This window comes from Enterobacter sp. E12, assembly GCF_014596715.2.
GTDB classification, from domain to species: Bacteria; Pseudomonadota; Gammaproteobacteria; order Enterobacterales; family Enterobacteriaceae; genus Enterobacter; species Enterobacter bugandensis.
The window spans coordinates 4408785-4429092 of record NZ_CP115601.1 but is presented as its reverse complement, the minus strand read 5'-3'; the positions used below and the strand labels follow the sequence as shown (position 1 = coordinate 4429092).

The 20308-nt window shown below is 58.8% G+C and carries 20 protein-coding genes; 13 read left to right on the top strand and 7 right to left on the bottom strand.

Going from position 1 to position 20308, the window contains the following annotated elements; genetic code table 11:
* The first annotated feature begins 23 nt into the window (after positions 1-23).
* Together pabA and IB212_RS21275 are read left to right on the top strand one after the other, a co-directional pair.
* A complete protein-coding gene (gene pabA, locus IB212_RS21280; protein ID WP_041911930.1) occupies positions 24-587 on the top strand; it encodes an aminodeoxychorismate synthase component 2 in 564 nt (187 codons plus the stop codon).
* An 86-nt stretch (positions 588-673) separates the two neighbouring features.
* Positions 674-1894: an aspartate aminotransferase family protein gene (locus IB212_RS21275; protein WP_172976467.1), complete on the top strand. Its 1221-nt coding sequence runs from the start codon at positions 674-676 to the stop codon at positions 1892-1894.
* Here the strand turns inward: IB212_RS21275 and IB212_RS21270 are convergent.
* Together IB212_RS21270 and crp are read right to left on the bottom strand one after the other, a co-directional pair.
* On the bottom strand, positions 1891-3978 hold the full coding sequence (locus tag IB212_RS21270; protein WP_041911932.1) for a YccS/YhfK family putative transporter: 2088 nt from the start codon (positions 3976-3978) through the stop codon (positions 1891-1893). The genes IB212_RS21275 and IB212_RS21270 overlap by 4 nt on opposite strands.
* 57 nt (positions 3979-4035) lie before the next feature.
* Positions 4036-4668 (bottom strand): cAMP-activated global transcriptional regulator CRP, encoded by a 633-nt coding sequence (crp, locus tag IB212_RS21265; protein ID WP_000242758.1) that lies wholly within the window; start codon positions 4666-4668, stop codon positions 4036-4038.
* A 311-nt stretch (positions 4669-4979) separates the two neighbouring features.
* On the opposite strand from crp, the gene IB212_RS21260 reads away from it, so the two are divergent.
* Positions 4980-5384, top strand: a complete 405-nt coding sequence (locus IB212_RS21260) for an OsmC family protein (protein ID WP_008503018.1) — start codon at positions 4980-4982, stop codon at positions 5382-5384.
* A 66-nt stretch (positions 5385-5450) separates the two neighbouring features.
* Here the strand turns inward: IB212_RS21260 and IB212_RS21255 are convergent, their stop codons facing one another.
* From IB212_RS21255 to IB212_RS21245, 3 genes are read right to left on the bottom strand one after another with little or no spacing between them, the layout of a single operon-like run.
* Positions 5451-6320: a phosphoribulokinase gene (locus tag IB212_RS21255; RefSeq protein WP_028014646.1), complete on the bottom strand. Its 870-nt coding sequence runs from the start codon at positions 6318-6320 to the stop codon at positions 5451-5453.
* Between the two features lie 30 nt (positions 6321-6350).
* On the bottom strand, positions 6351-6569 hold the full coding sequence (locus IB212_RS21250; RefSeq protein ID WP_013099053.1) for a YheU family protein: 219 nt from the start codon (positions 6567-6569) through the stop codon (positions 6351-6353).
* Positions 6569-7588: a hydrolase gene (locus tag IB212_RS21245; protein ID WP_017693875.1), complete on the bottom strand. Its 1020-nt coding sequence runs from the start codon at positions 7586-7588 to the stop codon at positions 6569-6571. The genes IB212_RS21250 and IB212_RS21245 overlap by 1 nt, the downstream gene beginning before the upstream one ends.
* 228 nt (positions 7589-7816) lie before the next feature.
* On the opposite strand from IB212_RS21245, the gene mdcA reads away from it, so the two are divergent.
* From mdcA to mdcH, 8 genes are all read left to right on the top strand, one after another.
* Positions 7817-9472 (top strand): malonate decarboxylase subunit alpha, encoded by a 1656-nt coding sequence (gene mdcA / locus IB212_RS21240; RefSeq protein ID WP_040118174.1) that lies wholly within the window; start codon positions 7817-7819, stop codon positions 9470-9472.
* Entirely contained in the window at positions 9472-10329 is an 858-nt protein-coding gene (locus IB212_RS21235; RefSeq protein ID WP_047362531.1) for a triphosphoribosyl-dephospho-CoA synthase, read from the top strand. Before mdcA ends, IB212_RS21235 begins: the two co-directional genes overlap by 1 nt.
* Before the next feature lie 9 nt (positions 10330-10338).
* Positions 10339-10638, top strand: coding sequence for a malonate decarboxylase acyl carrier protein (gene mdcC / locus IB212_RS21230; protein ID WP_015571419.1), 300 nt, complete (start codon positions 10339-10341; stop codon positions 10636-10638).
* Positions 10631-11464 carry a biotin-independent malonate decarboxylase subunit beta gene (locus IB212_RS21225; protein WP_041911935.1) on the top strand — a complete coding sequence of 278 codons (834 nt, stop codon included), beginning with the start codon at positions 10631-10633 and terminating at the stop codon, positions 11462-11464. The genes mdcC and IB212_RS21225 overlap by 8 nt, the downstream gene beginning before the upstream one ends.
* Complete coding sequence (gene mdcE, locus IB212_RS21220) at positions 11464-12264, top strand: biotin-independent malonate decarboxylase subunit gamma (RefSeq protein WP_047362599.1); 801 nt, start codon at positions 11464-11466, stop codon at positions 12262-12264. Before IB212_RS21225 ends, mdcE begins: the two co-directional genes overlap by 1 nt.
* Positions 12265-12387: 123 nt before the next feature.
* Positions 12388-13347, top strand: coding sequence for an AEC family transporter (locus tag IB212_RS21215; protein ID WP_041911936.1), 960 nt, complete (start codon positions 12388-12390; stop codon positions 13345-13347).
* Positions 13348-13349: 2 nt separating this feature from the next.
* On the top strand, positions 13350-13967 hold the full coding sequence (locus IB212_RS21210; protein ID WP_188246200.1) for a malonate decarboxylase holo-ACP synthase: 618 nt from the start codon (positions 13350-13352) through the stop codon (positions 13965-13967).
* Positions 13967-14863 carry a malonate decarboxylase subunit epsilon gene (gene mdcH, locus IB212_RS21205; protein WP_062936177.1) on the top strand — a complete coding sequence of 299 codons (897 nt, stop codon included), beginning with the start codon at positions 13967-13969 and terminating at the stop codon, positions 14861-14863. The genes IB212_RS21210 and mdcH overlap by 1 nt, the downstream gene beginning before the upstream one ends.
* 93 nt (positions 14864-14956) lie before the next feature.
* Here the strand turns inward: mdcH and IB212_RS21200 are convergent, their stop codons facing one another.
* Both IB212_RS21200 and IB212_RS21195 read right to left on the bottom strand, forming a co-directional pair.
* Positions 14957-15889, bottom strand: a complete 933-nt coding sequence (locus IB212_RS21200) for a LysR family transcriptional regulator (RefSeq protein WP_041911939.1) — start codon at positions 15887-15889, stop codon at positions 14957-14959.
* A 15-nt stretch (positions 15890-15904) separates the two neighbouring features.
* Complete coding sequence (locus IB212_RS21195; protein ID WP_060573419.1) at positions 15905-17809, bottom strand: ABC transporter ATP-binding protein; 1905 nt, start codon at positions 17807-17809, stop codon at positions 15905-15907.
* Positions 17810-17941: 132 nt separating this feature from the next.
* Here IB212_RS21195 and kefG point away from each other — a divergent pair, with 132 nt between their 5' ends.
* Entirely contained in the window at positions 17942-18493 is a 552-nt protein-coding gene (kefG, locus tag IB212_RS21190; RefSeq protein WP_006812200.1) for a glutathione-regulated potassium-efflux system ancillary protein KefG, read from the top strand.
* Complete coding sequence (gene kefB / locus IB212_RS21185) at positions 18493-20298, top strand: glutathione-regulated potassium-efflux system protein KefB (protein ID WP_188246199.1); 1806 nt, start codon at positions 18493-18495, stop codon at positions 20296-20298. Before kefG ends, kefB begins: the two co-directional genes overlap by 1 nt.
* The last annotated feature ends 10 nt before the right edge of the window (positions 20299-20308 follow it).

Here is a 20308-nt window from a genome sequence, read left to right as displayed (position 1 = left end):
CGGCATTTTTTTCGGGAGCCGCCATGATTCTGCTGATTGATAACTACGATTCCTTCACCTGGAACCTTTACCAGTATTTTTGTGAACTGGGTGCGGAGGTGGTTGTCCGCCGCAACGACGAACTCAGCCTGTCTGATATTGAGGCGCTGGCTCCGCAGAAAATTGTCATTTCGCCGGGACCGTGTACGCCGTCGGAATCGGGCATTTCTCTGGAAGTTATTCACCACTATGCCGGCAGGCTGCCGATCCTGGGCGTCTGTCTCGGTCATCAGGCGATTGCCCAGGCATTTGGGGCTACCATCGTGCGAGCCGCGAAAGTGATGCACGGCAAAACCTCGCCGGTCACCCACACCGGCACGGGCGTATTCACAGGGCTCAATAACCCGTTAACCGTGACGCGCTACCATTCGCTGGTGATTGACCCACCGACGCTGCCCGACTGCTTTGACGTGACCGCCTGGAGCGATACGCAGGAGATCATGGGGATTCGCCACCGCGAGTGGGATCTCGAAGGCGTCCAGTTCCACCCTGAAAGTATCCTCAGCGAGCAGGGGCACGCACTGCTGGCAAATTTCCTCAATCGCTGAATATCTGTTGCCTTGTTGTGAGTTTTTATGCATATTTTGTGATTATATTTTCACAATGAATGTGACATAAAATGGATGGGCATGACATGGCAACTGAACAACCAGCAATTACCCGCGCGACATTCGATGAAGTGATTCTGCCGATTTATGCACCGGCTGAGTTTATCCCGGTGAAGGGGAAAGGCAGCCGCGTCTGGGATCAGCAGGGCAAGGAGTATGTGGATTTCGCGGGCGGTATTGCGGTCACGGCGCTGGGCCACTGCCATCCTGCGCTGGTGGACGCGCTGAAAACCCAGGGCGAAACCCTGTGGCACACCAGCAACGTGTTCACCAACGAACCTGCGCTGCGCCTGGGCCGCAAGATCATTGATGCCACGTTTGCCGAGCGCGTGCTGTTTATGAACTCCGGCACCGAAGCCAACGAAACCGCCTTTAAGCTGGCGCGCTACTACGCCACCACGCGCCATAGCCCGTACAAAACTAAAATCATCGCCTTCCATAACGCCTTCCACGGACGCTCTTTCTTTACCGTCTCCGTTGGCGGCCAGCCGAAGTATTCCGACGGCTTCGGTCCGAAACCAGCCGACATTATCCACGTGCCGTTTAACGATCTGCACGCGGTGAAAGCGGTGATGGACGACCACACCTGCGCAGTGGTGGTGGAGCCGATTCAGGGCGAAGGCGGCGTGACCGCGGCAACCCCGGAATTCCTGAAAGGGCTGCGCGAACTGTGCGACGAACATCAGGCGCTACTGGTGTTTGATGAAGTGCAGTGCGGGATGGGGCGTACCGGAGAGCTGTTTGCCTACATGCACTACGGCGTGACGCCGGATATTCTGACCAGCGCCAAAGCGCTCGGCGGCGGTTTTCCGGTGAGTGCGGTACTGACGACGCAGGAGATTGCCTCTGCGTTCCACGTCGGGTCTCACGGCTCGACCTACGGCGGTAACCCGCTGGCGAGCGCCGTGGCGGGCGCCGCGTTCGACATCATCAACACGCCAGAGGTGCTAAACGGCGTTAGCGCGAAACGCGAGCTGTTTGTGCAGCATCTCCAGCAGATTAACAATAAGTACGACGTATTCAGCGAGATCCGCGGCATGGGGCTGCTGATTGGTGCGGAGCTTAAGCCGCAGTACAAAGGCCGCGCGCGCGATTTCCTGCACGCAGCCGCGCACGAAGGGGTGATGGTGCTAAATGCCGGGCCTGACGTGATGCGCTTTGCGCCATCGCTGGTGGTGGAAGAGAAAGATATTGACGACGGGTTAACCCGCTTTGCCGCGGCGGTCGAGAAGATCGTAAAAGGCTAATACTCGGTTCGCTTTAACCGCCGCGTTAACCAAATGCCGTGATGCGGGCGCTGACGCCATGCCACCGACGAAATGGTGTGCATGGTGTTCAGATGTCCCAGCACGCGCTGCAAATGCTGCTCCAGGGTGCTCATCGGCCCGTGGGTCAGCGTCTCCGGTGCCTCCAGAATGTTCGAATCCCCCGACTCGCCCGGCGCGTCATACTCCAGACGCTGCTGACACCGCTGCAACGCAATTTCACACGACTGCAAATAGCGCTGCGCCAGATCCGGCGTCAGCATGGTGTGCTCGCGCGCCAGCGTGGTCATGGCGTTAATGTGCTCAACGATAAACTGGCTGTGCGTGACCCACAGCTTCATATCGGCAAGATAGTGTGAGTTAAAGCCCGGCTCCTGCATCGCCTGATTCAGCGAGTTAAACAGGGCGTTATGCGCCTGGTTGACCTTCATCCGCTGATACGCCAGCGGGGAGGGCTGCGGGTCGTCGCTCAGGATCAGGCGAATGGCCTGCTGATCGGCCTCCAGCGCGTCGTGGGCGTTCTGCCTCAGCAGCCCGCTCTGCCACTGCGGCCACAGCCAGACCATGCCGCCAAAGGCGATCAGGCAGCCAATCAGCGTGTCGATCAGGCGGGCAATGATGAACTGTTCGCCGTTAAGCGTCAGCAGCTGCAGGGTATATACCGCCGTCACGGTAAAGCCCACCATCGCCCAGCCGTAGTTTTTGCGAATGATTAGATAGCTTATCAGGGTGATCGCCAGCATGCCCGCCAGGGTATAGCCTTCGGGCACGTGAAAATGCAGCGTCACGCCCGCAATAATCAGCCCCGCCATCGTGCCGCCTGCCCGGTGCAGAATGCGCACCCGCGTGGCGCCATAGCCGTTCTGGGTAACAAACAGCACGGTCATTAAGATCCAGTACGGTTTCGGCAGGTGGAGCGCCATGCCCATCAGGCTGGCGATACTGAGCATGACGCTAATTCTTGCAGCGTTGCGCAGAGCGGAAGATTTCAGAGACAGGTAGCTTCTCAGCGCCGGCAGCAGCGGCAGACGTTTCTGTTTATCCGCCATCAGGTCACGGGAATAAAGCGGGCGCTGGGTGCGCAGCACGCGGGCGATGCGGCTGAAGTGCCAGGCGGCGAACTGGCCGACCGGGTTATCCGGGTGCTGACGGGCAATTTTCTCCAGCGCGCCGAGCTGTTTGTCCATGTTAAAGCGCGTGGGGTAGCGGTGGTAGAGAATATCATCGGCCAGCACCCGCAGGCGCGCGGAGACGGTTTGTGCGTTCCAGCGGATCACCGCTTCGGCATGGCTGCGCTCAACCAGCTTTTGCACCTCCTGCGGGTGGTGAAGGCTAACGGAGATATGCTCCTGAAGATCCAGCCCCACCTGAAAGGTGCGCAACAGCCGTTTATATTCGTGGTTCTTGTTGGCGGCGAGCATATGCAGCTGCTGATAGCACTGGCTTATCAGGTCTACCACCTTTTGCTGGCGCGTCAGCAATGGCGGTAAGGATTTTTCCGGATCCGTATGCTGGGTGAGCAGGGTGTATTTGGCTTCACAGTAATCCGCAAGCTGCACGTAGAGCAGGCTCAGAGATTCGCGCAGCGGCTGCTCCCGCCACAGCCAGAACCAGAACCAGTTAAACAGCCCGTACCACAGCGTGCCGAGGGCGTAGATCAACAGCGGCTCCCACACGGGCATATTACCGGCGAGGCTCAGGGTGAAGATGGCCGCAATGAGTGACGCGGGAAGCAGACGGGCATGGAGCGAGCTGATTTCGGCGGTGACGCCGAGGGTCATCGCCAGCACGGTCAGGATCAGCGGCAGGGGAATATCGCGAGCCAGCAGAAGCTGCACCGCGAGGCTACAGCCAGCAAACAGCGAGCCGCCAATTATCAGACGTTTGAAAAAGCGTTTATGGGGCGTGTCCAGACCGGCAATGTTGCAGCAGGCGGGGACGAGAGAAAACAGCAGGCCCTGCTGAAGATGTCCCAGGATCAGGCCCACGGCCACGGGAAGACACAGCACCAGCGTTTGTCGTAGTGCGTAGTTAACTTCCGGGTGATAGATCAGCCTGCGCCACATGGGGAAAAGAGACAAAAACGGCGTGACACCTCGCGATGGCACGCCGTTTAGGCAGGATTAACGGGTTCCGTAAACCACGATGGTTTTACCGTGGGCGGAGATCAGGTTTTGATCTTCCAGCATTTTCAGAATACGGCCCACCGTTTCGCGGGAGCAACCGACGATCTGACCGATTTCCTGACGGGTAATTTTAATTTGCATGCCGTCCGGGTGGGTCATCGCGTCTGGCTGTTTCGCCAGGTTCAGCAGAGTCTGCGCGATACGGCCAGTCACGTCCAGGAAGGCGAGGTTACCCACTTTCTCTGACGTCACCTGCAGACGGCGCGCCATCTGGGAAGAAAGACGCATCAGGATGTCAGGGTTTACCTGAATCAGCTGACGGAATTTCTTATAAGAAATTTCAGCCACTTCACATGCTGTCTTTGCACGAACCCAGGCGCTACGTTCCTGGCCTTCTTCAAACAGGCCCAGTTCACCGATAAAATCGCCCTGGTTCAGATAAGAAAGGATCATCTCTTTCCCTTCCTCATCTTTGATCAGCACTGCCACCGAGCCTTTGACGATGTAATACAACGTTTCCGCTTTTTCACCCTGGTGAATCAGCGTGCTCTTCGATGGGTACTTATGAATGTGGCAATGAGACAAGAACCATTCGAGAGTCGGGTCTGTTTGCGGTTTGCCAAGCACCATGCGCTGTTATCCTCTGTTATAAGCTGTCACCAGAGTCATCAGATGCATCCGGACTCTGGGGTTGCAATCGAATTCTTACCCATACCCTGGGAAGTCGGCTGTCGTAACGTTTCGCAGCCAGTAAAGTTTGATGTCCTCTGCATACATGTGTAACGTCAATGTATTACTGTAGCATCCTGAGTGTTTTAGCATAGCTTTTGCCGCGTGTCTCCTGGTGTCTCGCTTCAGCATGATGCAGGTCGCCTTCCATTGCGAGAAATGTAACGCACGCGTAATCTGTCACCAAAAATGCAACGTTGGAGTTAATGAATATGCAAGCGCGCGTGAAGTGGGTTGAAGGTTTGACGTTCCTGGGCGAGTCCGCGTCAGGACACCAGATTTTGATGGATGGTAACTCCGGCGATAAAGCTCCAAGCCCAATGGAAATGGTGCTGATGGCGGCAGGCGGATGCAGTGCGATCGACGTGGTGTCGATTCTGCAAAAAGGCCGTCATGACGTGACGGATTGCGAGGTTAAACTCACCTCAGAGCGTCGCGAAGAGGCGCCACGCCTGTTCACCCACATTAATCTGCACTTTGTTGTCACCGGGAAAGAACTGAAAGACGCGGCGGTCTCACGCGCGGTGGATCTCTCTGCGGAGAAATACTGCTCTGTGGCGTTAATGCTGGAGAAAGCGGTAAAAATCACCCATTCGTATGAAGTGATCGAGGCTTAATTATTGGGGCATCGTGCGTGTTGATGCCCTCACCCTAACCCTCTCCCACGGGGAGAGGGAACATGTTCACGCGATCTGCTTCCCTTCCATCAGTCGCTCCACCAGCGGCGTCATGATCAGCTCCATTGCCAGCCCCATTTTTCCACCGGGAACCACTAACGTATTCATGTGGGAAATAAACGAGCCCTGCAGCATCGCCAGCAGCCAGGGGTAATCAATGCCTTCAAGATTGCGGAAGTGGATCACCACAAAGCTCTCATCCAGCGACGGGATGCTTTTCGCCGCGAACGGATTGGAAGTGTCCACCGTCGGCACGCGCTGGAAGTTAATGTGCGTGCGGGAGAACTGCGGCGTGAGATAGTTGATGTAATCTTCCATGGAGCGCACCACCGAGTCCATTACCGCCTCGCGCGAATGGCCGCGCTCGCTCATGTCGCGCGTCAGCTTCTGGATCCACTCCAGGTTAACGATCGGCACCACCCCGACCAGCAGATCCACATGGCGCGCCACGTCGTGCTGAGGTGTGACAACGCCGCCGTGCAATCCTTCATAAAACAGCACGTCGGTGGGTTCCGGCAGCGGTTGCCAGGGGGTAAAGGTGCCCGGCACCTGGTTCCAGGGTACGGCTTCGTCGTAGGTGTGCAGATACTTACGGGACTGCCCGGTACCGCTCTGACCGTATTCGCGGAAGGTTTGCTCCAGCAGGCCGAAATCATTGGCTTCCGGGCCAAAGTAGCTGATGTGTTTACCCAGATCGCGTGCCTTGCGGATCGCCATGTCCATCTCAGGCCGCGTATAGCGGTGAAAGCTGTCGCCTTCGACCTCCGCCGAACGGAGATTCAGCTGGGCGAAAATCTTGCGAAAAGCGAGGCTGGTGGTGGTGGTTCCCGCACCACTCGACCCCGTAACGGCAATAATGGGATGTCTGGCAGACATAGCAACTCCCTGACGGAAAAGGTTGGAAGATCAGCCGTGAAACGCGTTGCGAGGCATGATATTGACTGTCTCATGCAGTTCTGACCACACCAGCACCACGTCGCCGCTTTTCAGCTGGCGTTTTACATCGTTGACCTTTTGCTCAAGCGAACGCTCATGTTCACCATAATCGGTGCCTTCGCGCAAGACAAAGCTTTCAATCAGATTATCGAGCGTTTCGGGAGCCAGATCCTGCCAGGGAATAATCATTATTTACCGTCCAGATATGCCGTTAACCAGTCGGGAATTCGCGTCTCAAGCCACATTTTTGGCCGACGCAGCGTGCCGCCAACAAAGCCGACATGTCCGCCGAATTGGGTGAGCTGATACTCCACGTTGGCCGGCAGATGATCGGGCGCCGGGATCGAGTGATGATCCATAAACGGATCATCTTTGGCGTGGATAATCAGCGTGGGTTTCGTGATTTGATTCAGTAAAGGCATGGCGCTGCACTGACGGTAATAGTCAATCGCATCGGCAAAGCCGTGAATTTTCGAGGTGATCAAATCATCAAACTCGCGCAGGCGCTTCACGCGTTTGAGCTGTTGCAGCGTCACAGGCAGCGTATCCGGATAGGCCTTCAGCTTGCGCGCGGCGTTGGCTTTCAGCAGGTTGAGCAGGTAGCGCTGGTAGACCCGCGAAAACCCCTTTTCCATATGATAGCTGCACTGCTCCAGCATAAATGGCGCAGAGACAATGACCGCCGCATCCAGCGGTACGGCGTCGCTCTCCTTCGCCAGCAGGCAGGCCAGCATATTGCCGCCCAGCGAATACCCCACCGCTGCCGTTGGCGCCTCGCCGAAATTGTCTCTTAGCCAGCGCAGGAACCAGGTGCCGTCCTCGGTTTCACCCGAGTGATAAATACGTTTCTGACGATTAGGCTCGCCGCTGCATCCGCGAAAATGCATCACCACCCCAAGCCAGCCGCGGGCTTTCGCCGCCTCAATGAGACCGTGTGCGTAAGGGCTGTGCAGGCTGCCTTCCAGACCGTGAAACACCACCAGACGGGGTTTATGTCTGGCCCGATCCGGATCTTCGCTCCAGGCGAGATCTAAAAAGTCGCCGTCCGGCAAATCCAGGCGCTGCCAGTGCGGGGTGAACTGCACCTTGCGGCGGATCAGGCGCGGCAGCATGGTTTGCAGGTGGGGGTTAGCCACGCCGCGCATGGGCACGAACTCTGCGCTCTCTTCGGCTGCAATGTCGAAGTCTGATGGAATGATTTGGGTCATAAGGGCGATGCTGATTCTTGTCAGAAATTTACTATACCTTCCGAATTGTACCCCGTTTAGCCCGTTTTTCCGAAGCATGAACTGATCCCGATCACAAATCTTTACCTTGATTATTACTCTCAGGCTAATGATTCCTCTCTACGCTTAATTGATGCCTTTCTCGCCAGAGCGCAGACTTTACTCAACGTTAAGCAAATCAGAATGATGTGCTGAATCAGGAGGTTAATAATGTTATCTGGGCAAACACCCACCCGGCAATGGAACACCCGACGCAGTGAGAAAGCGCGTCGTCTGGCATCCGTACCGGTGCAGGGCAAGGTACTGCCAACCGGCGATCTTGTCGCCATGCTGGAAAAACTGATCGCCCCGGGCGACAAAGTCGTGCTGGAAGGCAACAACCAGAAGCAGGCGGATTTCCTTTCCCGTTCACTGGCGGAAGTAAACCCGCAAATCGTGCACGATCTGCATATGATCATGCCGAGCGTGGGCCGCAGCGAACATCTGGACATCTTTGAGAAAGGCATTGCCCGCAAGCTGGACTTCTCCTTCTCCGGGACGCAAAGCCTGCGTATCTCTCAGCTGCTGGAAGACGGTCAGCTCGAAATCGGTGCGATCCACACCTACATCGAACTCTACTCACGTTTATACGTCGACCTGTCGCCAAACGTGGCGCTGATTGCCGGTTTTAAAGCGGACCGCAAAGGCAACCTCTATACCGGTGCGAGTACCGAAGATACCCCGGCGCTGGTGGAAGCCGCCGCGTTCCACGACGGTATCGTCATCGCACAGGTAAACGAGCTGGTGGACGACGAGTGCGACCTGCCGCGCGTGGATATACCGGGCTCGTGGATTGACTACGTGGTGGTTGCCGACAAGCCGTTCTTTATCGAACCGCTCTTCACCCGCGATCCGCGCCTGATTAAACAGGAACATATCCTGATGGCGATGATGGCGATTAAAGGCATCTACGCTGAACACCAGGTGCAGTCCCTGAACCACGGGATTGGCTTTAACACCGCAGCGATCGAGCTGCTGCTGCCAACCTACGGCGAACAGCTCGGACTCAAAGGCAAAATCTGTAAACACTGGACGCTGAACCCGCATCCAACGCTGATCCCGGCCATCGAAAGCGGCTGGGTGGAGAGCGTCCACTGCTTCGGCGGCGAACTGGGGATGGAAGAGTACATCCGCGCCCGTCCGGACGTGTTCTTTACAGGTGCTGATGGCTCCATGCGTTCTAACCGCGCCTTCTGCCAGCTGGCAGGTCAGTACGCGGTCGATATGTTTATCGGCTCGACGCTACAGGTTGACGGCTACGCCAACTCCTCCACCGTGACCCGCGGTCGTCTTTCCGGCTTCGGCGGTGCGCCAAACATGGGCCACGATCCGCACGGTCGTCGCCATGCCACACCGGCCTGGCTGAACATGATCACCGAGCCTGACCCGATGCAGCGCGGTAAAAAGCTGGTTGTGCAGATGGTGGAAACCTTCCAGGCGGGCGTGAAGCCAACCTTCGTGGAGAAACTGGATGCCGTCGAGGTGGCCAAAGCCTCCGGTATGCCGCTGGCGCCGGTCATGATTTACGGCGATGACGTCACCCACGTGCTGACGGAAGAGGGGATTGCTTACCTCTACCGGGCGAAAGATCTGGAAGAGCGTCGCGCCATGGTCGCCGCCGTGGCGGGTATCACCGATATCGGTCTGGGCGTTGACGCCAAACGCGTGGCGGAACTGCGCCAGAGCGGAAAGGTTGTGTATCCGGAAGATATGGGTATTCGCCGCACCGACGCCACCCGCTCTCTGCTGGCTGCGGGCAGCGTGGCTGACCTCGTTGAGTGGTCCGGTGGCCTGTATAACCCACCTGCGAAATTCCGGAGCTGGTAATGAAACTTCTGCCCCAGCTCCAGGTTGAAGGCGGTGCCGAATGGCTGGCGCGAACCGCCACGCAGTGTCTGATTGACGAAGCACGTTTAAGCCCGAAGCCCGGTCTGGTGGACAGCCGGGGGAACGGCGCGCACCACGATTTATCGCTTGCGCTGATGGAGCGCTCCGCTCACAGCCTGACCCCCACGTTTCAGGCGCTGGCGCAGCAGAGCTGGCAGCGTCCGGCGGATATTGCCCTCAGGCAAACCGTTGGCCGCCTGGGTCGCGAAGGTGAACGGCAGATGATGGCCGCTACCGACGGCGTGAACACGCACCGTGGCGCGATCTGGGCGCTGGGGTTGCTGGTGAGCGCGGTGGCGATGCTCGGCGGCGATGCCCGGGCGCAGGTCGTCGCGAACACCGCCGCTCAGCTGGCGAAGCTGCCGGATGATGCGGCGCCGAAGGTGTTCAGCAAGGGGTTACGCGCCACGCATCGCTACCGCGTGCCGGGCGCACGTGAAGAGGCGCAGCAGGCGTTTCCGCACGTTATGCAGCGCGCGCTGCCGCAGCTTCGCCTCAGCCGTCTCAACGGCAGCAGCGAAACGCAGGCCAGACTCGACGCGCTGATGGCGATCATGACCTCGCTCACCGATACCTGCGTGCTGTCGCGCGCTGGCATGGAGGGGCTGGACGCCATGCAGAACGGCGCCCGTGCGGTGCTGAACGCCGGAGGATGCGCAGCGCTCGCGGGGCAGCAAGCGCTGGCGCGGTTAGACCGTCAGATGCTGTCGCTCAACGCCTCGCCGGGTGGAGCCGCAGACCTGCTTGCCGCCACGCTGTTTCTTGACCGCGTCGAAACGCCCTATTCAAAGCATTAAGAGGATGTTATGGAAAAAATCACATTGACCGTGCCCGCCAGCCGCGAAGTAAGCGGCAGGGCGCTGGCAGGGGTAGTCGGTTCCGGGGATATGGAGGCGCTTTTCACCGCCGAACCGGGCCAGACCTTAACCATTGATATCACCACTTCAGTAGACAACAGCCGTGGACGCTGGGAGGCATTGTTCAACCGCCTGCAAACCGTCAGCAGCCTGCCCGCAGGCAAGCTGACTATCCACGACTTCGGCGCGACGCCGGGCGTGGCGCGCATTCGTATCGAACAGGTCTTTGAAGGGGTGAACCATGCGTGATGACAGCAGCTTTATCGAATTAAAAGCGCGCCAGCGTGCGCAGGCGCTGCTGGATGACGGCAGCTACCGCGAACTGCTGGATCCCTTTGAAGGCATTATCTCTCCGTGGCTTGGGCCGCAGGGGATTGTTCCGCAGGCCGATGACGGCATGGTCGTCGCGAAAGGCACCATCAATGGCCGGCCTGCGGTGGTGGTGGCGATTGAAGGCACCTTCCAGGGCGGCAGCATGGGCGAAGTATCCGGTGCCAAAATGGCGGCGGCGCTGGAGCTGGCGGCGGAAGATAACCGCAACGGCATTCCGACTCAGGCGGTGCTGTGCCTCGAAACCGGCGGCGTACGTTTGCAGGAAGCCAACCTCGGCCTGGCGGCGATTGCCGATATCCACGCCGCGATCGTTGACCTGCGCCGCTATACCCCGGTCGTCGGGATTGTCGCCGGGACCGTGGGCTGCTTCGGCGGGATGTCTATCGCCGCGGCGCTGTGCAGCTACCTGATTGTGACCCGCGAAGCGCGACTCGGCCTCAACGGTCCGCAGGTTATCGAGCAGGAGGCGGGCATTGAAGAGTATGACTCCCGCGACCGTCCGTTTATCTGGAGCATGACCGGCGGCGAAGTGCGCTATGAAAGCGGACTGGTGGACGCGCTGGTGGGCGACGGCGTGAACGCGGTGAAAGCCGCGATGAACGAAGCCATTGCCAAAGGCGTACCGGCGAAACATCGCACCGATAACTACGACGATTACCTGAACCGTCTGACGAATTTCGACACCCGCAAACAGGCCGATGCCGAACAGATTAAAGCGCTTTTTGCCCGGGAGGTGAAATGATGAGTAATTCAAAAAGCCGTGGCGAGATCTGGCTGGAAAATCTCGCCCCGAACGCCAAACATATCGAGGGGCTATGCCCATCCGTCCGGGCGGCAGACGGCGAGCTGAACGGCGAAACGGTGCGCTTTGTCGCCGTGGTGCCGGATGCCAACAACCACTTCCCGCGCGCGGCGAAAGGGGAAGTCGGTCTGCTGGAAGGCTGGTGGCTTGCGAAAGTGGTCAGTGAAACCGTCGCGGCGGATGCTGACAAACCCGTGAAGCGCCCGATTGTGGCGGTGATCGACGTCCCAAGCCAGGCCTATGGCCGACGCGAAGAGGCGTTTGGTATTCACCAGGCGCTGGCCGGTGCGGCAGCAGCCTATGCAAATGCCCGCCTGGCCGGTCACCCGGTGATTGGCCTGATCGTCGGCAAGGCGATGTCCGGCGCGTTCCTGGCGCACGGCTACCAGGCTAACCGCCTGATCGCCTTTAACGACAAAGGCGTGCTGATCCACGCGATGGGCAAAGAGTCTGCGGCGCGCATCACGCTGCGTACCGTCGACGCGCTGGAAAAACTGGCGGCGACCATTCCGCCAATGGCCTACGACATCAGCAACTACGCCACGCTGGGGCTGCTCTCTAACCTGCTGGATATCAGCAACCCGGATGCCCCCTCCGATAATGATCTGACGCTGGTGAAATCCACCCTGCAACAGGCCATCAGTGACGCTCGTCAGGACACTACGTTGAAAAACCGTCTGGGTGCTGACAATCGCCGCAGCTCGGCGCTCGTACGTGAACGTATGCGAGCCAGCTGGTAAGTAAAAAGAGACCTGCCAGATGCATCACCCCGTGGGCGCGCCCGCTGCGTCCACGCGGGAACCTGCATCCTGAAAATAATAAACATCGCGCCAGTGCTTAAACTTTTTTACTACAGGTGATTTATGACTTACGTAATTGTTCATGCTCTTGCACCGATTTTTGTCATCATGCTGCTGGGATTCTGGGCCGGTAAGGCAAAGATGGTCGATAACAAAAATGTTTCCCTGCTGAATATCTTCGTGATGGATTTTGCACTGCCTGCCGCGCTTTTCAGCGCCACCGTGCAAACGCCGTGGACCGGCATCGTGGCCCAGTCGCCGCTGATCCTGGTGCTCACCCTGGCGATGTGGATCACCTATGCGGTCATCTACTTCCTCGCCACTCAAGTCTTTAAAAAATCCCCGCAGGATGCGGCTGTGCTGACGCTGACCGTCGCCCTGCCAAACTATGCGGCGCTTGGCCTGCCGATTCTGGGCAGCGTGCTGGGTGAAGGATCTTCCACGTCACTGTCCGTCGCGGTCTCTATCGCCTGTGGTTCAGTGCTGATGACCCCTTTCTGCCTGCTGATTCTGGAGCGTGAGAAAGCGCGCGCCGAAGGCAATAACTCGGGTTCAACGCTTTCCATGCTGCCGGTGCTGATGTGGCGTTCTATTAAAAAACCGATCGTGATGGGCCCGCTGCTGGGTGTGATCCTGTCCGCTATTGGCATCAAAATGCCGGAACTGGTGCTTGCCGCGATTAAACCGCTGGGACTGTCCGCGACCGCTGCGGCGCTGTTCCTGACCGGGGTGATCCTCTCCGCGCGTAAACTTCAGATCAACACCATGGTGATCACTTCCACTATCGCCAAGCTGCTGATCCAGCCAGCGATCGCCTGGGGTATCGTTTTAATCTTCGGTCTGCACGGCTCCGTGGCGATCACCGCCATCCTGATGATTGCGCTGTCCGCGGGCTTCTTCGGCGTGGTGTTCGGCAACCGTTTTGGCGTGCAGTCGCCGGATGCTGAAGCCGTGCTGCTGTTAAGCTCCGTACTGTGTATCCTGTCGCTGCCGCTGTTTATCTCGCTGACTTCAGGAATGTAATTATGACCACAACATTACGCCCGCATGACCTCATCTGGCTTACCGCGCATGACGCGCTGGAAGGCATCACCGAATCCTGGGTGGAGGCGGCCTGGCATAGCGGCCTGCCGGTCGTGGTGCGGCGTGATGTTGATAGCGAAGGCCGTATTCCCGTTGGCGTACGCGGATTGCGTCGCGACCAGCGGGCGGCCGGATGGGTGAAGCCGGAAAACGTGTTGCGCGTGGTTTCGCCCGAGGATCTGAGCGTTGCCGCCGACCTGCTGCGTTCGCCCTTTATAACCCAGCCGCCGGTTCAGGTGGCGCTGCAGCTGGCTCAGCAGGCGTGGCCGTGGACGTGGGGCATTACCGGCAGCACCGGCTACGCGCTGGCAACCGGTATTCCGGTTATTCATGCCGACAGCGATCTTGATCTGCTGATCCGCGCTCCGCAGCCGATTTCCCCCGATGCTTTTAGCGCATGGCAGCCGCAGCTGAGCCGCGCGCTGTGTCGGGCGGATACGCAGGTCGATACCTCCGAAGGAGGTTTCGCGCTGGCGGAGTGGCTGCGCGACGGCAAAACGCTGCTGAAAACCCGCCGCGGACCTCGCCTGGTGGCGGACCCGTGGCACAGGGAGGCGTGATGAAAATACTGTTTACTTTTCCGGGGCAGGGCACGCAGCATGAAGGCATGCTGCAAAACCTGCCGGGAGTGGCGCTGGAACAGGCGCGAGAGGTGCTTGGCGCCGAAGTGGATACGCTGGACAGTGCAGACTCGTTAACCCATACCCGTGCGGTTCAGCTTTCGCTGCTGATTGCCGGCGTGGCCTGGGCGCGCGAGCTTGAGCGTCGCGGTGTGTCGCCGGATATCGTCAGCGGGCTGTCCATCGGTGCTTATCCTGCGGCGGTTATTGCGGGTGCGCTGGACTTCGCGGACGCGTTGAGGCTGGTAGCGCTGCGCGGTGACCTGATGGAGCAGGCGTATCCCCACGGCTATGGCCTGACGGCGATTATGGGGTTGACCCTGCCGCAGGTGGAGACGCTGATTGAAGGCACCGGAACCTATATTGCGAACCTGAATGCCGAAACGCAGATCGTGATCGCCGGAACCGATGACGGGATGGCGCAGGTAGCCGAGCGCGCGCTGGCGAAAGGGGCAAGCAAGGCCAAACGGCTAGCGGTGAGCGTGCCGTCGCACTGCGCGCTGCTGGCGGAACCTGCGCAGAAGCTGATAGCGGCGTTTGAGGCCGTCACGCTGGCTCGTCCACGCTGCGCCTACCTGAGCGGCAGCACAGGCCGCGTGCTCTGGCAGCCGGAAAGGATCGCTGATGATTTAGCGATGAATATGGCGCGAACCGTGCGCTGGCAGGAGGCGGTGATTTCCGCTAACGAGCGCGAAGCGAGACTGGCAATTGAGATGCCGCCCGGCGGCGTACTGACCTGCCTGACTCGGCAGGCAGCGTGGGAAGGAGAGACCATTTCGCTGGAGCGCAGCGGGGTGGACGTGGCAGTGCATCTGGCGGGTCGGCTTCAGCGATGAATTTTTTGCCCGGTGGCGGCTACGCCTTACCGGGCCTACGACTGCACGAACGTAGGCCGGGTAAGACGCAACGCGTCGCCACCCGGCAAGGCATCACGCACTATCCTGCAAGCTGCGCGCATACATCCGCCCTTCGGCGGCTAATGCCCGCAGGCTCGGATCCTGCTCGCGGTTGCGGGCAAAGACAATCGCAATCAACTGCTGCATCTGGTACGGCTCCGCCAGCTTCAGGAGTTGCACCGAATTCTCGTAGACCTTTTTCATCCTGCCCGGCATCAGCGTAAATCCAACCCCCGCCTGCACCAGACTCAGCATCGAGAAGATGTCATTCACGCGGGTGACGATTTCCGGCTCGAACCCGGCGATATGAAACGCTTCCTGAAACCCGGCATACGTGGCGAACCCTTCTGCCAGGGCGACAAATTTCTGGTCTTTGTAATCACGCAGATCCGCGGGCCCGCGGGTATTCAGCGTGGCGGAAGCCGGTGCGGCAAGGAAAATATCATCATGGAACAGAGGAAGCACTTCGAGGCTGTTACGGTCGATATCGCTTTCGGAAATAGAGATTAAAATCGCATCCAGCGACCCCTCATCCAGCATATGGAGCAGGGTGTCGTTGGAGCCCATCGTCAGGTCCATCTCCAGATCCGGACGGCGCAGCTTCATGCCCATAATCAGGCGCGGCACGGTTTCCAGCGTCAGAGAGTAGAGCGTGCCGACGCGCAACCGCCCCTGGCCGATACCGGCAATTTTACGGGACTCTTCCACGCCGCGCGCCATCACCTGCATCACCTCCTGACAATACTCCAGCAGCGTCCACGCGGAGGGGAGGGCAATCAGGTTACGCCCTTTGTGAGCAAAGAGCGGGCAGCGGACGTTCTCTTCCAGCGTGTGCAGCGCGCGGTGCACGCTGACGCCGCTCAGGCCCAGCGTTTCGGCGGTACGTGCGATATTGCCCTTCTCCATGAACGTCATGAAGATGCTGAGCTTACGGAATGTAATCTCGCTCGTGGTATCGAAACTCATAGCCCTCCCGGTGGATCAGTCAGCCTGCAGCATCGCTTCCAGTTGTTCCTGCGCGTCCAGCCATGCCATTTCGCACTCTTCGAGGCTGGATTTGGTTTTGGCCTGAGTTTGCAGACAGTCCGTCAGCTCTGCTTTGCGGCTCTGATCGTACAGCTCGCTGTCGCCCAGCTTCTCTTCGACGGCGGCAAGCGTGGCGTTGAGCTTTTCCATCTCTTTTTCAAGACGGGCAATCTCTTTACGCAGCGGCTGGGTCTGGGTGCGCAGTTCCGCTTCGCGGCGCTTCTGGTCTTTACGCGACTGTGCGCTGTTGACGTTGTCTTTCGCTGACTCTTCCGGCTGGTTTTCCTGCTTTTGTACGTCCGTCAGCCACTGCTGGTAATCTTCAAGATCGCCGTCGAACGGTTCGACTTTGCCGCCGTGTACCAGATAGAGATCGTCGGTGGTGGAGCGGATCAGGTGGCGATCGTGCGACACGACAACCAGTGCGCCTTCGAACTCAATCAGCGCTTCGGTCAGCGCCTGACGCATGTCGAGATCCAGGTGGTTGGTCGGTTCATCAAGCAGCAGCAGGTTGGGTCTCTGCCAGACGATCAGCGCCAGCACCAGACGGGCTTTTTCGCCGCCCGAGAAACGCTCGGTGTTTTCGGTCACCTTATCGCCCTGGAAGCCGAAGCCGCCGAGGTAGTCGCGCAGCTTCTGCTCCATCTCCTGTGGCGCAAGACGCGCCAGATGCTGAATCGGGGATTCATCCGCGCGTAAAAATTCCAGCTGATGCTGGGCGAAATAGCCAAGCTTAATGCCCTTCGCCAGGCCGATTTCACCGCTGGTTGGGTTAAGCTCGCCCGCGAGCAGCTTAATTAACGTTGATTTACCGGCGCCATTGCGCCCCAGCAGGCCAATGCGCGAACCCGGCACCAGGTTAAGCTTGATAGAGTCGAGGATGATGCGATCCCCATAACCCGCGCTGACCTTTTCCATCTTCAGCAGCGGGTTCGGCAGGCTTTCCGGCGCGCGGAAGCTGAAGTGGAACGGGTTATCCACGTGTGCCGGGGCAATCATCTCCATGCGTTCCAGCATTTTAATGCGGCTCTGGGCCTGCTTGGCTTTTGACGCTTTAGCTTTGAAGCGATCCACGAAGCTCTGCAGGTGCGCCACGCGCTGCTGTTGGCTTTCATACATCGACTGCTGCTGAGCAAGGCGCGTCGCGCGCTGGCGCTCGAAAGAGCTGTAGTTGCCGGTGTACTCGAACATGGTTTGCTGTTCGATATGAATGATTTTATCCACCACCGGATCGAGGAAGTCGCGGTCGTGGGAGATGAGAATCAGAGTGCCCTGATAGCTCTTGAGCCACTTCTCGAGCCAAATAACCGCATCGAGATCGAGGTGGTTGGTCGGTTCATCGAGCAGGAGCAGGTCTGAGCGGCAGATCAGCGCCTGCGCCAGGTTGAGGCGCATGCGCCAGCCGCCGGAGAAGTCGCTGACCGGGCGTTCAAGCTGTTCATTGCTGAAGCCCAGGCCGTGCAGCAGGCTGGAGGCGCGGGAGCGAATGGTCCACGCGTCGATGGCGTCCAGCTTGCCGTGAACGGTAGCGATGGCGTGACCGTCGTTGCGCTCGTTGGCCGCGTTGAGTTCCGCTTCGAGCTTACGGTATTCGCGATCGCCGTCGATAACATAGTCGAGTGCCGGTTCGCTCAGGGCTGGCGTCTCCTGGTTTACCCACGCGAGCTGCCAGTTCCCCGGGAAGGTAAAGTTACCGCCATCCGCGCTAATCTCGTTTTTCAGCAGCGCCAGCAGGGTGGATTTACCGCAGCCGTTTTTGCCGACCAGACCCACTTTCTGGCCCGGGTTGATGGTAGCAGTGGCGTTATCCAGCAGGACGCGCACGCCGCGACGAATTTGTAACGAGGAGAAAACAATCATAGAAGCGCCGTATGTTCCGACTATGTTAATTTGTCATTATGATAATGTAAGGTGTGGGCCATTTTCCCCACCGGGCCGCCATGGTAGCCCAAAACGACAACAATACACAAAAACAGAACCGGGAGGGGAGTGATGTCTCAGACAGCGAAAGTGCTGCTGCTGTATGCCCATCCGGAATCTCAGGACTCGGTGGCGAACCGGGTGCTGCTTAAGCCGGCCACACAGCTCAGTAACGTCACGGTGCACGATCTCTACGCGCACTATCCTGATTTCTTTATCGATATTCCTTACGAGCAGGAACTGCTGCGTCAGCATGACGTGATTGTATTTCAGCATCCGCTCTATACCTACAGCTGTCCGGCACTGCTGAAAGAGTGGCTGGACCGCGTGCTGAGCCGGGGCTTCTCCAGCGGGGTGGGGGGCAACCAGCTGGCGGGAAAGTACTGGCGCAGTGTGATCACCACCGGTGAACCCGAAAGCGCTTACCGTCACGACGGGCTGAACCGCTATCCCATGAGCGACATCCTGAGGCCGTTCGAGCTGACGGCGGCCATGTGCCGCATGCACTGGATGAGCCCGATTATTGTTTACTGGGCGCGGCGTCAGGACCCGAAAGCGCTCGCAAGCCACGCCAGAGCCTACGGCGAATGGCTGGCATCACCGATTCCGGCAGGAGGTCGTTAATGGAAGGATCGAATTTACTCCTCGCCGGGGTGCTGTTTTTATTTGCCGCCGTCGTCGCGGTGCCGCTTGCCGCCCGTATCGGCATCGGGGCGGTGCTGGGGTATTTGCTCGCGGGGATCGCCATTGGCCCATGGGGACTGGGCTTCATCAGCGACGTGGATGAAATTCTCCACTTCTCGGAGCTCGGCGTGGTGTTCCTGATGTTCATCATCGGCCTCGAACTGAACCCCTCGAAGCTGTGGCAGCTTCGACGCTCTATCTTTGGCGTGGGCGCCGCGCAGGTGCTGTTTAGCGCCGCGATTCTGGCTGGCCTGTTAATGCTGACCAACTTTTCCTGGCAGGCGGCGGTGATTGGCGGGATTGGTCTCGCAATGTCGTCGACGGCGATGGCGCTGCAGCTGATGCGCGACAAGGGGATGAACCGCAATGAGGCCGGACAGCTGGGCTTTTCGGTGCTGCTATTCCAGGATTTGGCGGTGATCCCGGCGCTGGCGCTGGTGCCGCTGCTGGCGGGCTCCGGTGACGATCATTTTGACTGGGTAAAAATCTCCATGAAGGTGCTGGCCTTCGCGGGGATGCTGATTGGCGGGCGTTTCTTACTGCGTCCGGTGTTCCGCTTTATTGCCGCCTCGGGCGTTCGTGAAGTGTTTACCGCCGCGACGCTGCTGCTGGTGCTTGGCTCTGCGCTGTTTATGGATGCGCTGGGGCTGTCGATGGCGCTGGGGACATTCATCGCCGGGGTGCTGCTGGCGGAGAGCGAATATCGTCACGAACTGGAAATTGCTATCGATCCGTTTAAGGGGCTGCTGTTAGGGCTGTTCTTTATTTCGGTCGGCATGGCGCTGAACCTTGGCGTGCTTTATACCCATCTGCTCTGGGTTGCGGTGAGTGTTGCGATCCTGGTGGCGGTGAAAATGCTGGTGCTGTACGTCATGGCGCGTATCTACGGGTTGCGCAGTTCGGAACGCATGCAGTTTGCCAGCGTGTTGAGCCAGGGTGGCGAGTTTGCGTTTGTGCTGTTCTCCACCGCCTCCTCCCAGAAGCTGTTTAAAGATGACCAGATGGCGCTGCTGCTGGTGACGGTAACGCTGTCGATGATGACCACGCCTCTGCTGATGAAGATGGTGGATAAACTCCTGTCGCGCCGCCTGAATCCGGCAGACGATGAAGATGAAGCGCCGTGGGTAGAAGACGATAAGCCGCAGGTGATCGTCGTGGGCTTCGGCCGCTTCGGGCAGGTGATTGGCCGCCTGTTGATGGCGAACAAAATGCGCATTACGGTGCTGGAGCGGGATATCAGCGCGGTCAACCTGATGCGCAAATATGGCTACAAGGTCTATTACGGCGATGCCACTCAGCTTGAGCTTCTGCGCTCGGCCGGGGCGGAAGCCGCGGAGTCTATCGTCATCACCTGCAACGATCCGGAAGATACGATGAAGTTGGTGGAGCTATGTCAGCAGCACTTCCCGCACCTCAATATTCTGGCGCGTGCCCGGGGGCGTGTTGAAGCTCACGAATTGTTGCAGGCAGGTGTGAAACACTTCTCCCGTGAGACGTTCTCCAGTGCGCTGGAACTGGGGCGCAAGGCGTTAATCTCCCTGGGGATGCATCCTCACCAGGCGCAGCGCGCCCAGATGCACTTCCGCCGGCTGGATATGCGGATGCTGCGCGAATTAATGCCTGTGCATAGCGATACGGCGCAGATCTCCCGCGTGCGGGAAGCGCGGCGCGAGCTGGAGGAGATTTTTCAGCGAGAGATGCAGCAGGAACGACGCCAGCTCGACGGCTGGGATGAATTTGAATAAAAGGTAACGA